Here is a 14,158-nt window from a genome sequence, read left to right as displayed (position 1 = left end):
GCTCATGACGATCGTCGTCGGCTACCTGGCCACTGCCGAGGGACGCGAGGCGCTCGACGCCGCCATCGAGGAGAGCCGCAGGGGTCGCGGCCGGGTCGTGGTCGTCGTGAGCCGCAAGGCGAGCAGCACCCCGCCGCCGCCCGAGGACGACCCCGAGCTGGCGGCCGTGTCGCAGCGGTTCACGGAGGCCGGAGTCGACCACGAGCTCCGGGTCGTGACGGACAGCGACGGCGTCGCGGAGGACCTCGTGCTCTCCGCCGAGGAGACGGACGCCGACGTCATCGTGATCGGGCTGCGGCGGCGCAGCCCTGTGGGCAAGCTCATCCTCGGGTCGAACGCGCAGCGGATCCTGCTCGACGCGCCGTGCCCGGTGCTCGCGGTCAAGCCGGTCCGTCCCTGACCAGGCGGGCCGGCGGGGCGGCCCGCCCGCCTCGCCGCGGAATCTTCACGCCCGCGCGGGCGTTGTTCACCCTGTCGAGGCGCGCAGGCTCCTGCGGTCCTCGTCGGCCGGTCGGCCCGGCCGCTATAATGGTAGGAGTCAACCTCGCCCGGTAGCTCTCGAGACGTCGTCCCGGCCGCACACCCGATGCCGCCGAACGTTCCGGGCCCGGCAACCTCCGCCATCCGTCGATCATTGCCGAAAGGTCATTCGTGGCGTCCTCCTCCCTGCAGAATCCTTCCCTCCCGCGCGAGTTCGAGCACCCGGCCCTCAGCGCGCTGCTGGTCCGTGGCGCCGAGAGCGGGCGCATCGACGCCGAGTCGTTCCGTTCGGCGTGCGAGGCGGCAGACGTGCGCGACGCGAAGCGCCTGAAGTCGGTCTTCCGCGCCCTTGCCGGTGCCGGCGTCGAGGTCGACCTGCCCACGGCGGGCGCCGTCGCCGCAGCCGCGGAGACCCCGACGAAGACCGCCGCGACCGTGCGGACGTCGGCGGACGCGGACGAGGCTCGGGCCAAGCGCAGCGCCGCGGCCAAGAAGGCCGCCGCGACCCGTGCCCGCAAGAAGTCGGCGGACGTCCCCGCGAGCGCCCCTGCGGACGACGCGCCGGTCGTCGAGCCCGACGACGTCGACGTGAGCGACGCGGCCGACGACGACGCCGCGGGCGCCACGAAGAAGCCCGCGGCCAAGAAGCCCGCGGCGAAGCGGCCCGCGCGCAAGGCGGCCTCGGCCCGGGTGATCGAGCCCGACGGCGTGCCGGAGGAGGAGCCCGCGGAGAAGCCGAAGGCTGCGAACGCGCCGCAGGACGAGAGCAAGGGCTTCGTCGTCTCCGACGCGGACGAGGACGACGCCCCGGTCCAGCAGGTCGTCACCGCCGGCGCGACCGCCGACCCGGTCAAGGACTACCTCAAGCAGATCGGCAAGGTCGCGCTGCTGAACGCCGAGCAGGAGGTCGACCTCGCCAAGCGGATCGAGGCCGGTCTGTTCGCCGAGGAGCGCCTGGGCCAGCGCGAGGGCGCGGTCAAGCTCTCTCCCGAGGAGAAGGCCGCGGCCGACCGCAAGCTCTCGCGCGAGGAGCGCAAGGAGATGCGCGACCTCGAGTGGATCGCCCACGACGGGCGCCGCGCGAAGAACCACCTGCTCGAGGCCAACCTGCGCCTCGTCGTCTCGCTCGCCAAGCGGTACACGGGGCGCGGCATGCTCTTCCTGGACCTCATCCAGGAGGGCAACCTCGGCCTGATCCGCGCGGTCGAGAAGTTCGACTACACCAAGGGCTACAAGTTCTCGACGTACGCCACCTGGTGGATCCGTCAGGCGATCACGCGCGCCATGGCGGACCAGGCCCGCACCATCCGCATCCCGGTGCACATGGTCGAGGTCATCAACAAGCTCGCCCGCGTGCAGCGGCAGATGCTCCAGGACCTGGGTCGCGAGCCCACGCCGGAGGAGCTCGCCAAGGAGCTCGACATGACGCCCGAGAAGGTCGTCGAGGTGCAGAAGTACGGCCGCGAGCCGATCTCCCTGCACACGCCGCTCGGGGAGGACGGCGACAGCGAGTTCGGCGACCTCATCGAGGACTCCGAGGCTGTCGTCCCGGCCGACGCGGTGAGCTTCACGCTCCTGCAGGAGCAGCTGCACCAGGTGCTCGACACGCTGTCCGAGCGGGAGGCCGGCGTCGTCTCGATGCGGTTCGGCCTGCAGGACGGCCAGCCGAAGACGCTGGACGAGATCGGCAAGGTCTACGGGGTCACGCGCGAGCGGATCCGCCAGATCGAGTCCAAGACGATGTCGAAGCTGCGCCACCCGAGCCGTTCGCAGGTGCTGCGCGACTACCTCGACTGATCCGGCACGACGACCGGGCCGGACGTCGGCACCCGGCCGTCGACCACCGGGACGAGGCCCCGGACCGCACCAGCGGTCCGGGGCCTCGTCCGTCTCACGGCTGCTCACACGGCGTCGGCGGCGACCTCCCAGCGTGCGGACGCGGAGAGCACGCCCTGGGGGTCGTTCGCCCGGCGCAGCGCGACGAGCCGCTGGTACTGGGGCTCGCCGTGCGCGGTGCGCACGAGCGAGGCCGACGTCTCGTCGCGCGGCCCGGCGAAGTTGAGCATCGCCCCTCCGCTGCTCCACGGCGCCAGCGCGCCCAGGACCGACCGGACCGCGAGCGGCCCGCCGGGCGGCATGCCCGGCCCGACCAGGCCGACCACGAGGACCGAGAACTCCGCAGCACGGCCGGCGACGGCGCTCGGCACCGCGGCCGGCCGGGCCACCGCGCCGCCCAGGAGGCGGATCTCCGCCGTGACGACCGGTGTCTGCGGGGAGACCGCGCCACAGAACGCGTCGATGGTCTCGTCCGTCAGCTCGTCCAGCGCGCCGCCTCGCTCGACCGTCGGGAGCGGGTCCTGGGGGTCGGAGTGGATCGCCCCCAGCCGCGCGTACGGCAGGTCGGCGACGGTGTCGACGATCGGGCGGGCGGGCGCCGCGCGCAGGGCCGCCAGCAGGACGTCCGCCTCGGCGGGGTCCCCGGCGTGCGCGAACCGCACGGCCAGCACCGCACGGCCGCGCAGCGGCTCGGGCACGGACGGCGCGGGCGGCAGGTTCAGCCGGGCGACCGACGTCGAGGCGCCTCGGGCAGCGTGGCCGTCCACGTGCGCCAGTGCCGCAGCACGGCCGGGGCGTCGGCCGCGTCGTAGACGATCGCGCCCCCGCGGACCGTGCTGAGCGCGAAGAGGTCGAAGGTCATCGACGTGACGACGCCGAAGGCCCCGCCGCCGCCGCGCAGCGCCCAGAAGAGGTCGCTGCGGCGGTCGGCCGTGACCGTGACGCGCTCGCCGGTCGGGGTGACGACGTCGAGCGAGCGCACGTGGTCGGCGGCGAGCCCGAACGCGCGCGCGAGCGGGCCGAGCCCGCCGCCGAGCGTGTACCCGACGACCCCGACGCCCGGCGACGAGCCGCACAGCCCGCCGAGGCCGTGCGGCGCACCGGCGTCGAGCACCTGCTGCCAGCGCGCGCCGGGGCCGACCGTCGCGGTCCGCGCCTCCGGGTCGACGGCCACGCAGGACAGCTGTGAGACGTCCAGCAGGACGTCGTCGGGACCGGCCGTCGCGAGACCGTGGCCGGTCGAGCGCACGGCGACGGAGAGCCCGTGGCGGGCCGCGGCGCGAACCGTCCCGGCGACGTCGTCGGCGTCGGCGGCGCGGACGACGAGCGCGGGGGCGTGCACGACGGCGAGGTTGTGGCCCGGCAGGGACGCGGCGTACCCGGGCTCGCCGGGCAGGAGCAGGGTGCCGCGCAGGCGCGGCGCCAGGTCGCGGGCGAGCCGCGCGGCAGGGGTGGTGGCGGTTCCGGGCGCGGGAGGCACGGTGGTGGAGCGGGACATGCGGTGTCCTTCCTCGGGGCTGCGGGTGCATTCCCGAGGAGGGAGCGGCGCGGCGCCGGATCGTGACACCGACGACGAGACCCACCCGTCGCGGTGGGCGGCGGATGGGTCTCGGTGGTCGGGGAACCGTGCGGTGCACGGCGCAGGGTCAGTGCGCGGCGGCGCTCCCGTGCTCGGCGAGGAGCTTGTCGGTCTCGTCCTGCACGTGCGTGGCGAGGTCCTCGTACGCGGCGGCGTGCGCGCGGGCGTGGTGGCCGCAGAAGAGCAGCTCCCCGTGCTCCAGGACGACGCGGACGTAGGCCTGGGCACCGCAGCGGTCACAACGGTCGGCGGCGGTCAGCGGTTCGGTGGTCGTAGCAGTCACAAGACCATGAAACCATCTCCGGCGCGGCGATCGGGCCAGGTTCGCTCCGCGCGTAGCCGGGGTGGCTCCGGAGCATGTCGGGGCGCTCCACTAGGCTGGGCCACCGTGACGACCACCTCCGCCGACTCGAGCTACAACGCCCGCCACCTCTCCGTCCTCGAGGGGCTCGAGGCGGTGCGCAAGCGCCCCGGCATGTACATCGGGTCCACGGACTCCCGCGGCCTGATGCACTGCCTGTGGGAGATCATCGACAACTCGGTCGACGAGGCGCTCGGCGGCAGCTGCGGCGAGATCCGCGTCGTCCTGCACCCCGACTCGTCGGTGACGGTGGAGGACGACGGTCGCGGCATCCCCGTCGACGTCGAGCCCAAGACCGGGCTGACCGGCGTCGAGGTCGTCTTCACCAAGCTGCACGCCGGCGGAAAGTTCGGCGGCGGCTCCTACACCGCCTCGGGCGGGCTGCACGGCGTGGGCGCGTCGGTCGTCAACGCGCTCTCGGAGCGCCTCGACGTCGAGGTCGACCGCAACGGCAAGACGTACCGCATGTGCTTCCACCGCGGCGAGCCGGGGGAGTTCGACGACCCGCGCGCGGGCGCGGACCCTCAGGCTCCGTTCGCGCCGTTCGTCACGGGCTCCGAGCTCGCCGTGGTCGGCAAGGTCCGCCGCGGCGCCACCGGGACCCGGGTGCGCTACTGGGCGGACCGGCAGATCTTCCCGAAGAACGCGGTCTTCTCCTACGACGAGCTCGTCACCCGCGCGCGGCAGACGACGTTCCTCGTCCCCGGCCTGCGCATCACGGTCCGCGACGAGCGGGGTCTGCCGGGCACGCCGGGCGAGGACGGCCCGCACGAGGAGTCGTTCGTGCACTCCGGTGGCACGGTCGACTTCGTCGACTTCCTCGCCCCGGACGCCCCCGTCACCGGGACCTGGCACCTGACGGGCGACGGGACGTTCACCGAGACCGTGCCCGTGCTGGACGCGAAGGGCCACATGAGCCCGCAGCCCGTCGAGCGGCACTGCGAGGTCGACGTCGCGCTGCGCTGGGGCTCCGGCTACGGCACCGAGCTGCGCACGTTCGTCAACATCATCTCCACCCCCAAGGGCGGTTCCCACCTCGCGGGCTTCGAGGCGGGGCTGCTCAAGGTGGTGCGCAAGGCGGTGGAGGCCAACGCCCGCCGGCTCAAGGTGTCCACGAAGGACGGTTCGACGCGCATCGAGAAGGACGACGTGCTCGCCGGCCTCACCGCCGTGCTCACCGTGCGCCTCGCCGAGCCGCAGTTCGAGGGGCAGACGAAGGAGGTCCTCGGCACGGCGCCCGTGCGCGCGATCGTGGCACGGGTGCTCGAGAAGGAGCTCACCGCCCGGCTGAACGGCACGACGCGCGACGCCAAGACGCAGTCCGCGCTGCTGCTGGACAAGGTCGTCGCGGAGATGAACGCCCGGGTGACCGCCCGCAAGCAGAAGGAGATCTCGCGCCGCAAGAACGCGCTCGAGTCCTCCTCGCTGCCCGCGAAGCTGGCCGACTGCCGCAGCAACGACGTCGGCCGCAGCGAGCTGTTCATCGTCGAGGGCGACAGCGCGCTCGGCACCGCGAAGCTCGCGCGGAGCTCGGACTTCCAGGCGCTGCTGCCGATCCGCGGCAAGATCCTCAACGTCCAGAAGGCCTCGCTCAGCGACATGCTGCGCAACGCCGAGTGCGCGGCGATCATCCAGGTCATCGGCGCCGGCTCGGGCCGCTCGTTCGACCTCGAGGCGGCGCGCTACGGCAAGATCGTCCTCATGACGGACGCCGACGTCGACGGCGCCCACATCCGCACGCTGCTGCTCACCCTGTTCTTCCGGTACATGCGGCCGATGGTCGACGCCGGGCGCGTGTACGCCGCCGTCCCGCCGCTGCACCGGGTGGAGGTCAGCGCGACGGGCCGCAAGAAGGCCGAGTACGTCTACACCTACTCGGAGGCGGAGCTGGCGGCCACGCTCAAGCGGCTCGACCGGGCCGGGCGCCGCTACAAGGAGGACATCCAGCGGTACAAGGGTCTGGGGGAGATGGACGCTGACCAGCTGGCCGAGACCACCATGGACCCGCGCCACCGCACGCTGCGCCGCGTCACGGCCGAGCACGCCGAGGCGGCGGAGGCCGTGTTCGAGCTGCTCATGGGCAGCGACGTCGCCCCGCGCAAGGAGTTCATCGTCGCCGGCGCCCAGGACCTGGACCGCAACCGCATCGACGTCTGAGGCCCGTCCGCCCGGCGGACCTCGGCCGACGGCCTCGTCCCGCTCCCGTAGGATCGGGGCGTGACCCACAGACCCCTCTCCGCGCCTCGTCGTGCCCTGGCACTGACCGCCGCGGCGCTGCTCTCGGGCGCGCTGCTCGCCGGCTGCGCGGACGACACCGCGGACGACGCGGCGGGCACGACCGCGGCGACGTCGTCGGCCGCCCCGGACCCGTCGACGAGCGCGCCCGCCGGCTCCGCCGTGACGACGCAGGACGCGGACGGCCAGACCGCCACGCTGTCCTACCCGGGCGAGGACGGGCGCACCGCGCTCGAGCTGCTGCTCGCCGCCGACCCGACGGCCGAGTCGACCGGCGAGGGCGCGAACGCCTACGTGACGACCGTCGGCGGTCGTGCCGCGGACGACTCGGCGAAGGAGTTCTGGGCGCTGTACGTGGACGGTGAGCAGGCCCAGGTCGGCGCCGGCACCCTCGAGACGAAGGACGGGGAGCAGATCGAATGGAAGCTCGAGACCTACTGACCCGCTGGTGGCGTCCGGCGCTCGTCGTCGTGCTCGTCGCCCTGGCGATCGCGTTCCGGATGGCCCGCGAGGACCTCGGCGCGCCGCCGAACCTGGAACTGGTCACGGCGGCGACGTTCGCCTCCGCCCTGCTGCTGCGCCACCCGGCGGCGTTCGTCGTCCCGCTGGTCGTGACGATGGCCTCCGACATCGCGCTCGGCAACACCGCGGTCGCGGCGTTCACCTGGTCCGCATGGGCCGTGGTCGGGCTCGGCGCGCTGTGGTCGCGCCGGTTCGCCGACCGCCACCGCACGCTGACGGCGCTCGGGTTCGGCGTCGGGGCGTCGCTGTGGTTCTACCTCTGGACGAACGCGGGGGTCTGGTGGCTGGGCCGCGGGACGTACTACCCGCCCGGGCTCGACGGCCTCGTCGACAGCTACGTCGCCGGCCTGCCGTTCCTGCGCACGATGCTGCTGGGCAACCTCGTGCTCGTCCCCGCCGCGGCCGCGCTCGTCACGCTCGTCGAACGGCTCGAACGGCTCGAACGGCTCGAGCGGGGCGCGGGGCTCGCGCCGGTGCGCTCGGGGGTCGTCGCGGCACGCTGACGCGCCGGCGCCCGGAGGCTCGCCCGGGCCTCCGGGCGATACCGTCGAGCGTCGTCCCGGGCCCTGCCGCGCCCGGGGGCCCGACCCGACCAGGAGGCTCGTCATGCAGAAGGTCCAGGCCGTCATCGCCCGCTCGAAGGGGGCGCCGGTCGAGATCGTGACCGTCGTCGTCCCCGACCCCGGACCGGGGGAGGCTGTGGTCAGGGTGCTGACCTGCGGCGTGTGCCACACGGACCTGCACTACCGCGAGGGCGGCATCAACGACGAGTTCCCGTTCCTGCTCGGCCATGAGGCGTCGGGCGTGGTGGAGGCGGTCGGGCCGGACGTCACGGCCGTCGTGCCCGGGGACTTCGTGGTGCTCAACTGGCGCGCCGTGTGCGGCGAGTGCCGCGCGTGCCGGCGCGGCGAGCCGCAGTACTGCTTCGCCACGCTCAACGCGACCCACCGGATGACGCTGGAGGACGGGACCGAGCTCACGCCCGCGCTGGGGATCGGGGCGTTCGCGGAGAAGACGCTGGTCGCGGCGGGGCAGTGCACCAAGGTCGATGCCGACGCGCGGCCGGCCGCCGTCGGTCTGCTGGGCTGCGGGGTGATGGCGGGGATCGGCGCGGCGATCAACACCGGCGGAGCCACCCGCGGCCGGTCCGTCGCGGTGTTCGGCTGCGGCGGCGTGGGCGCGGCGGCCGTGGCAGGTGCGGCGCTGGCCGGCGCCTCGCCGATCGTCGCGGTCGACGTCGACGCCAAGAAGCTCGCCGCCGCGAAGGCGCTGGGCGCGACGCACACGGTCGACTCCTCCGTGACGGACCCGGTCGAGGCGATCAAGGAGATCTGCGCGCAGACGTACGAGGGCGCGGAGGGTGCGGACGTCGTGATCGACGCCGTCGGGCGGCCCGAGACGTGGAAGCAGGCCTTCTACGCCCGAGACCTCGCGGGGCGCCTCGTGCTCGTCGGGGTCCCGACCCCGGACATGACCATCCCCGAGCTGCCGCTGATCGACGTCTTCGGCCGCGGGGGCGCGCTCATGTCCAGCTGGTACGGCGACTGCCTGCCGAGCCGGGACCTGCCCATGCTCGTCGACCTCTACCGGCAGGGCCGGCTCGACCTCGACGCGTTCGTCACCGAGGAGATCGGCCTCGGCGACGTCGACGCCGCGTTCGAGCGCATGCGTGGCGGCGACGTGCTGCGCTCGGTCGTGGTCCTGTGACCGCGCCGAAGGGCGCCGTGCGGGTCGACCACGCCACCTCCAGCGGGACCTTCTCGCTCGACGGCGAGACGTTCGACGTCGAGAACAACATCTGGGTCGTGGGCGACGACGCCGAGTGCGTCGTCGTCGACGCCCCGCACTCGGTGGACGACGTCCTCGCCGTCGTGGGGGAGCGGACGGTCACGGCGATCGTCTGCACCCACGCGCACGACGACCACGTCCGGGTCGCGCCGGCGCTCGCGGAGCGGACCGGTGCGCCCGTCCTGCTGCACCCGGACGACCGGCCGCTGTGGGAGCTGACCCACCCCGGCGCGGCCTGGGACGGCGACCTGTCCGACGGCCAGGTGCTCGAGGTCGCGGGGACGACGCTGCGGGTGCTGCACACGCCCGGTCACGCGCCGGGCGCCGTGTGCCTCTACGCGCCCGACCTGGGCTGCGTCTTCACCGGCGACACCCTGTTCGACGGTGGCCCCGGCGCGACCGGGCGGTCGTACTCCGACCGGCCGACGCTCGAGGCGTCGGTCCGGGCGCGGCTCCTCGAGCTGCCGGGCGGGACGGTCGTGCACACCGGGCACGGCGGCGACACGACGATCGCCGCCGAGAGCGCGCGGGACTGGGTCGAGGCGGGCTGACGACCGCACCGCCGAGAAGTCGAACTCGGCCCCTGATTCTTCGAATCCACGGGCCGAAATCGACTTCTCGGCGGGAACGGACGGGCCGGCGGGCGGTGCCGGGGTCAGACGGAGAAGTACTTGGCCTCCGGGTGGTGCAGCACGAACGCGTCCGTCGACTGCTCCGGGTGCAGCTGCAGCTCGTCGCTCAGCTCGACGCCCACCCGCTCCGGCCGCAGCAGCTCGACGACCTTGCGGCGGTCCTCCATGTCGGGGCACGCCGGGTAGCCCAGCGAGAACCGCGCGCCGCGGTACTCGAGCTTGAAGTAGCCCTCCACCGTGCTGGGCTCCTCGCCCGCGAAGCCCAGTTCGTCGCGCACCCGGCCGTGCCAGAGCTCGGCGAGCGCCTCGGTGAGCTGCACCGTCAGCCCGTGCAGCTCCATGTAGTCGCGGTACTGGTTCGCGGCGAACATCGCGGCGGTGTGCGCGTCGACGGCGTCGCCCATGGTCACGAGCTGCACGGGCAGGACGTCGTGCCGGCCCGTCTCCTCGACCCACGAGCGGGGGCGGACGAAGTCGGCCAGGCACAGGTGCCGGTCGCGGCGCTGGCGCGGGAAGGTGAAGCGCAGGCGCTCGGTGCCGGGCTCGCCGCCCGAGCCGCCGTCGGGCCCGTCGTGGTGGGCGACGACGACGTCGTCCACCTCCGACCATGCCGGGAAGTAGCCGTAGACGACGGACGGATCCATCATCGACTCGGCGTGGATGCGGCTGAGCCAGTCGCGCAGGCGCGGGCGGCCCTCGGTCTCGACGAGGTCCTCGTAGGAGCGTCCGTCGGACCCGCGGCCGGGCTTGAGCCCCCACTGGCCCATGAACGTCGCGCGCTCGTCCAGCAGGGCGGCGTACTCGGCGAGCTGGATGCCCTTGACGATGCGCGTGCCCCAGAACGGCGGCTCGGGGACGGGGTTGTCGCTCGCGACGTCCGAGCGTGCGGGCAGGTCCTCGGGCGCCGTCTCGGTCACCGTCACGGTGGCATGGCGGCGTTTCTTGAGCGGGGGGAGCCCGACGGCGTCCGGCGCCTCGCCGCGCGCGATCCGCACCAAGGGCTCCATCAGCCGCAGCCCCTCGAAGGCGTCGCGGGCGTAGCGGACCTGGCCGTCGTAGACGGCGTCGAGGTCGTCCTCCACGTAGGTGCGGGTCAGGGCGGCGCCGCCGAGCAGTACCGGGTAGGTTCCCGCCAGGCCGCGGGCGTTGAGCTCCTGGAGGTTCTCCTTCATCACGACCGTCGACTTCACGAGCAGCCCGGACATGCCGATGACGTCCGCCCGGTGCTCCTGCGCCGCCTCGATGAACGCGGCGACGGGCTGCTTGATGCCGATGTTGACCACGTCGTACCCGTTGTTGGTCAGGATGATGTCGACGAGGTTCTTGCCGATGTCGTGGACGTCGCCGCGCACCGTGCCGAGCACGATCGTGCCCTTGCCGGCCGCCTCGGTCTTCTCCATGTGTGGCTCGAGCAGGGCGACCGCGGCCTTCATGACCTCGGCCGACTGCAGCACGAAGGGCAGCTGCATCTCACCCTTGCCGAACAGCTCGCCGACGACCTTCATGCCCTCGAGCAGGTGGTCGTTGACGATCGCGAGCGCGGACGTGCCACCCGCGCGCGCCTCGTCGAGGTCGGCCTCGAGGCCCTTGCCCTCGCCGTCGATGATGCGGCGCGCGAGGCGCTCGCCCACGGGCAGCGCGGCCATCTCGGCGGCGCGCTGGTCCTTGAGCGCGGCCGAGTCGACGCCCGAGAAGAGGTCGAGCAGGTGCGAGAGCGGGTCGTGCGTGAGGTTCCCCGCGTCGTCGTACACCCGCCTGTCCCAGACGAGGTCGAGCGCGGCCTGGCGCTGCTCCTCGGGGATCTTGTTCAGGGGCAGGATCTTCGCGGCGTGCACGATCGCGGAGTCGAGGCCCGCCTGGACGCACTCGTGCAGGAACACCGAGTTGAGCACCGTGCGGGCGGCCGGGTTGAGGCCGAACGAGACGTTGGAGACACCGAGCGTCGTGTGCACCCCGGGATACTTCGCGACCAGGGCGCGGATCGCCTCGATGGTCTCGATCGCGTCGCGCCGCGTCTCCTCCTGACCGGTCGCGATGGGGAACGTGAGGGTGTCGACGATGATGTCGTCGCGCGCCATGCCCCAGTCGTCCACGAGGGTGTCGATCAGCCGCGAGGCGATCGCGAGCTTGGTCTCGGTCGTGCGCGCCTGCCCCTCCTCGTCGATGGTCAGGGCGATCACGGCCGCGCCGTGCTCCTTGACGAGCGGCATGACGCGCTGGAACCGGGACGTCGGGGTGTTGCCATCCTCGAAGTTCACCGAGTTCACGACGGCGCGCCCGCCCACGAGCTCGAGCCCGGCCTTGATGACCTCGGGCTCGGTCGAGTCGATCACGAGGGGGAGCGTCGAGGCACTCGCGAACCGCGACACGATCTCGCGCACGTCGTCGACGCCGTCGCGCCCCACGTAGTCCACGCACACGTCGAGCAGGTGCGCGCCCTCGCGGGTCTGGGTCCGCGCGATCTGCACGCACTCGTCCCACTCGCCCGCGAGCATCGCCTCGCGGAAGGCCTTGGACCCGTTCGCGTTGGTGCGCTCGCCGATCGCCAGGAACGACGCGTCCTGCGTGAAGTCGACGTGCGAGTACAGGCTCGCGACACCGTTCTCGCGCTCCGGCTCGCGCGGGGCGACGGGGGCGCCGCCCACGGCCTCGACGACCTGGCGCAGGTGCTCCGGCGTCGTCCCGCAGCAGCCGCCGACGAGCCCGAGCCCGAACTCGCGGGCGAACTGGGCGTGCGCGGCGGCGAGCTCCGCGGGCGTCAACGGGTAGGAGGCCCCGTCCTTGCCGAGCACGGGCAGCCCCGCGTTCGGCATGCACGTCACCGGCATCGTCGCGTGCTTGGCGAGATGGCGCAGGTGCTCGCTCATCTCCGCCGGACCCGTCGCGCAGTTCAGGCCGACCGCGTCGACGTCGAGCGCCTGGAGCGTGGTCAGCGCCGCGCCGATCTCCGAGCCCATGAGCATCGTGCCGGTGGTCTCGACGGTCACGGAGACGAACACCGGCACGCGGGTCCCCAGCTCGGCCATCGCGGCGCGCGAGCCGTTGACCGCGGCCTTGGCCTGCAGCAGGTCCTGGCTCGTCTCCACGAGGATCGCGTCCGCGCCGCCCTGCACGAGCCCCCGTGCCTGGAGGGCGAACGTGTCCTTCAGGTGCGCGTACGTCGTGTGCCCGAGGCTCGGCAGCTTGGTGCCCGGGCCCATCGAGCCGAGCACCCAGCGCGGCCTGTCCGGGGTAGACCAGTGGTCGGCCCGCTCGCGCGCGATCCGCGCGCCCGCCTCGGCGAGCTCCGTGATGCGGTCGTCGATGTCGTAGTCCGACAGGTTCGACCAGTTGGCGCCGAAGGTGTTGGTCTCGACGCAGTCGGAGCCGACCTCGAAGTAGGCGTCGTGCACCGCCGCGATCGCGTCGGGGCGTGTGACGTTGAGGATCTCGTTGCAGCCCTCGAGCCCCTGGAAGTCCTCGAGCACGAGGTCCTGCGCCTGGAGCATGGTGCCCATCGCGCCGTCGGCGACGACCACGCGCGTGCGCAGCGCGTCGAGGAGGGCGGCGGACCGGGGGGCGAGGACGGCGTCGGGCGGGCCGTCGGGCAGGTCGTCGGGCATGGCCTCGAGTCTAGGGGCGAGAATCGACGCGACGGCGCGTCCGGGCCGCCGCTACCGTGACGCCCATGAACCCCGCCCCGCTCGCCCCGCTCGCCGACCGCGCCCAGGCCCCGGCGCAGCTCGACGTCCCCCGTGCCGGGGGCCTGACCTGGCGCCCCGTCCGCCCGGAGCAGGACCTCGACGGCCTGCACGCCCTGGTCGCGACCATCGAGGCGGCGGACGACGTCCCGTCGCGCACCAGCCGCGCCGAGGTCGCCGACGAGCTCGGCGCGCCCTGGCTCGACCTCGCGCGGGACACCCTCGTGGGGCTCGACGCCGACGGCGTCCTCCGCGCCTGGGGCATCGTGGACCACCGCCCCGGCGGCGAGCGCACGGTCCGGGCGTACCTCGCGGGCGGCGTGCACCCGGACCTGCGCGGCCGGGGGACCGGGCGCGAGCTGCTCGCGTGGCAGACGGGCCGGGCGCGCCAGGTCCTGGGCGCCTCGGACGCCCGCCTGCCGGGCCGGATCATGGCCGCCGTCGACGAGGCGGAGCCCCCGGGCCACGCCCGCCTGCTCGAGGCCGCCGGCTACGCGGTCGTCCGGTACTTCGCGGTGCTGCGGCGCGACCTCACGGCGCCCGTGCCGCAGGTCGAGCTGGGCGAGGGGCTGCGGATGGTGCCGTTCGGCCCCGAGCGCGACGAGGCGACGCGCCAGGCGCACAACGCGGCGTTCCGCGACCACTGGGCAGCGAGCCGCACACGGAGGAGACCTGGGCGCGGGGCCGGGAGAACCTCGTGCCCGAGTGGTCGTTCCTGGTCGTCGCGGGGGAGGGCGCGGACGAGCGGGTCGTGGGCTACCAGCTCGCGGAGCGCTTCGAGGAGGACTGGCCCGTGGTGGGGTACACCTTCGGGTACACGGGGATCCTCGGCGTGGTGCGCGAGCACCGGGGCCGCGGGATCGCCGTGGCGCTGCTCGCCCGGGCCATGCAGGCGTTCAAGGACGCGGGGCTCGAGTACGCGGCCCTCGACGTCGACACGGCCAACCCCTCGGGCGCCGACCGGCTGTACGCGCGCCTCGGGTACGAGACCCGGCACACGTCGGCCACCTACGCCATCGAGCTCTGACGCGGCGGCCGGCACGGT

Annotated in this window: 12 protein-coding genes; 8 read left to right on the top strand and 4 right to left on the bottom strand. The window is 73.6% G+C overall.

Going from position 1 to position 14,158, the window contains the following annotated elements; genetic code table 11:
- Window positions 1-4: 4 nt before the first annotated feature.
- Both EDF32_RS13470 and EDF32_RS13465 read left to right on the top strand, forming a co-directional pair.
- A complete protein-coding gene (locus EDF32_RS13470; protein ID WP_123309072.1) occupies window positions 5-400 on the top strand; it encodes a universal stress protein in 396 nt (131 codons plus the stop codon).
- A 251-nt stretch (window positions 401-651) separates the two neighbouring features.
- Entirely contained in the window at window positions 652-2,277 is a 1,626-nt protein-coding gene (locus EDF32_RS13465) for an RNA polymerase sigma factor (protein ID WP_233565921.1), read from the top strand.
- Between the two features lie 104 nt (window positions 2,278-2,381).
- Here the strand turns inward: EDF32_RS13465 and EDF32_RS13460 are convergent, their stop codons facing one another.
- The 3 genes from EDF32_RS13460 to EDF32_RS13450 all read right to left on the bottom strand — a co-directional run bounded on the left by EDF32_RS13460 (window position 2,382) and on the right by EDF32_RS13450 (window position 4,178).
- Entirely contained in the window at window positions 2,382-3,083 is a 702-nt protein-coding gene (locus EDF32_RS13460) for a hypothetical protein (RefSeq protein WP_123309070.1), read from the bottom strand.
- On the bottom strand, window positions 3,035-3,814 hold the full coding sequence (locus EDF32_RS13455) for an FAD-binding oxidoreductase (RefSeq protein ID WP_123309069.1): 780 nt from the start codon (window positions 3,812-3,814) through the stop codon (window positions 3,035-3,037). Before EDF32_RS13455 ends, EDF32_RS13460 begins: the two co-directional genes overlap by 49 nt.
- Window positions 3,815-3,962: 148 nt before the next feature.
- Window positions 3,963-4,178, bottom strand: a complete 216-nt coding sequence (locus EDF32_RS13450) for a hypothetical protein (RefSeq protein ID WP_123309068.1) — start codon at window positions 4,176-4,178, stop codon at window positions 3,963-3,965.
- A 105-nt stretch (window positions 4,179-4,283) separates the two neighbouring features.
- Between EDF32_RS13450 and EDF32_RS13445 the strand changes: the two genes are divergently transcribed.
- From EDF32_RS13445 to EDF32_RS13425, 5 genes are all read left to right on the top strand, one after another.
- Complete coding sequence (locus EDF32_RS13445; protein ID WP_233565920.1) at window positions 4,284-6,413, top strand: type IIA DNA topoisomerase subunit B; 2,130 nt, start codon at window positions 4,284-4,286, stop codon at window positions 6,411-6,413.
- 60 nt (window positions 6,414-6,473) lie between these two features.
- Window positions 6,474-6,932 (top strand): DUF4430 domain-containing protein, encoded by a 459-nt coding sequence (locus tag EDF32_RS13440; protein WP_123309066.1) that lies wholly within the window; start codon window positions 6,474-6,476, stop codon window positions 6,930-6,932.
- Window positions 6,911-7,516: a DUF6580 family putative transport protein gene (locus tag EDF32_RS13435; RefSeq protein ID WP_199734944.1), complete on the top strand. Its 606-nt coding sequence runs from the start codon at window positions 6,911-6,913 to the stop codon at window positions 7,514-7,516. Before EDF32_RS13440 ends, EDF32_RS13435 begins: the two co-directional genes overlap by 22 nt.
- A gap of 103 nt (window positions 7,517-7,619) precedes the next feature.
- On the top strand, window positions 7,620-8,720 hold the full coding sequence (locus tag EDF32_RS13430) for an S-(hydroxymethyl)mycothiol dehydrogenase (RefSeq protein ID WP_123309065.1): 1,101 nt from the start codon (window positions 7,620-7,622) through the stop codon (window positions 8,718-8,720).
- Window positions 8,717-9,352 carry an MBL fold metallo-hydrolase gene (locus EDF32_RS13425; protein WP_199734943.1) on the top strand — a complete coding sequence of 212 codons (636 nt, stop codon included), beginning with the start codon at window positions 8,717-8,719 and terminating at the stop codon, window positions 9,350-9,352. Before EDF32_RS13430 ends, EDF32_RS13425 begins: the two co-directional genes overlap by 4 nt.
- Window positions 9,353-9,456: 104 nt before the next feature.
- Here the strand turns inward: EDF32_RS13425 and metH are convergent, their stop codons facing one another.
- Window positions 9,457-13,035 (bottom strand): methionine synthase, encoded by a 3,579-nt coding sequence (gene metH, locus EDF32_RS13420; protein ID WP_123309064.1) that lies wholly within the window; start codon window positions 13,033-13,035, stop codon window positions 9,457-9,459.
- A 775-nt stretch (window positions 13,036-13,810) separates the two neighbouring features.
- Here metH and EDF32_RS14935 point away from each other — a divergent pair.
- Window positions 13,811-14,140: an N-acetyltransferase gene (locus EDF32_RS14935; RefSeq protein WP_233565919.1), complete on the top strand. Its 330-nt coding sequence runs from the start codon at window positions 13,811-13,813 to the stop codon at window positions 14,138-14,140.
- The last annotated feature ends 18 nt before the right edge of the window (window positions 14,141-14,158 follow it).

The sequence above is a fragment of the Cellulomonas sp. PhB143 genome, assembly GCF_003752595.1.
Lineage (GTDB): Bacteria > Actinomycetota > Actinomycetes > Actinomycetales > Cellulomonadaceae > Paraoerskovia.
This window is presented reverse-complemented; position numbering and strand designations above follow the sequence as displayed.

What these genes read in the sequence shown, in the direction of transcription:
- EDF32_RS13470 (WP_123309072.1), top strand. Translation starts at nt 5, where the DNA reads ATGACGATCGTCGTCGGCTACCTGGCCACTGCCGAGGGACGCGAGGCG.
- EDF32_RS13455 (WP_123309069.1), bottom strand. Translation starts at nt 3,814, where the DNA reads ATGTCCCGCTCCACCACCGTGCCTCCCGCGCCCGGAACCGCCACCACC.
- EDF32_RS13435 (WP_199734944.1), top strand. Translation starts at nt 6,911, where the DNA reads ATGGAAGCTCGAGACCTACTGACCCGCTGGTGGCGTCCGGCGCTCGTC.
- EDF32_RS13430 (WP_123309065.1), top strand. Translation starts at nt 7,620, where the DNA reads ATGCAGAAGGTCCAGGCCGTCATCGCCCGCTCGAAGGGGGCGCCGGTC.
- metH (WP_123309064.1), bottom strand. Translation starts at nt 13,035, where the DNA reads ATGCCCGACGACCTGCCCGACGGCCCGCCCGACGCCGTCCTCGCCCCC.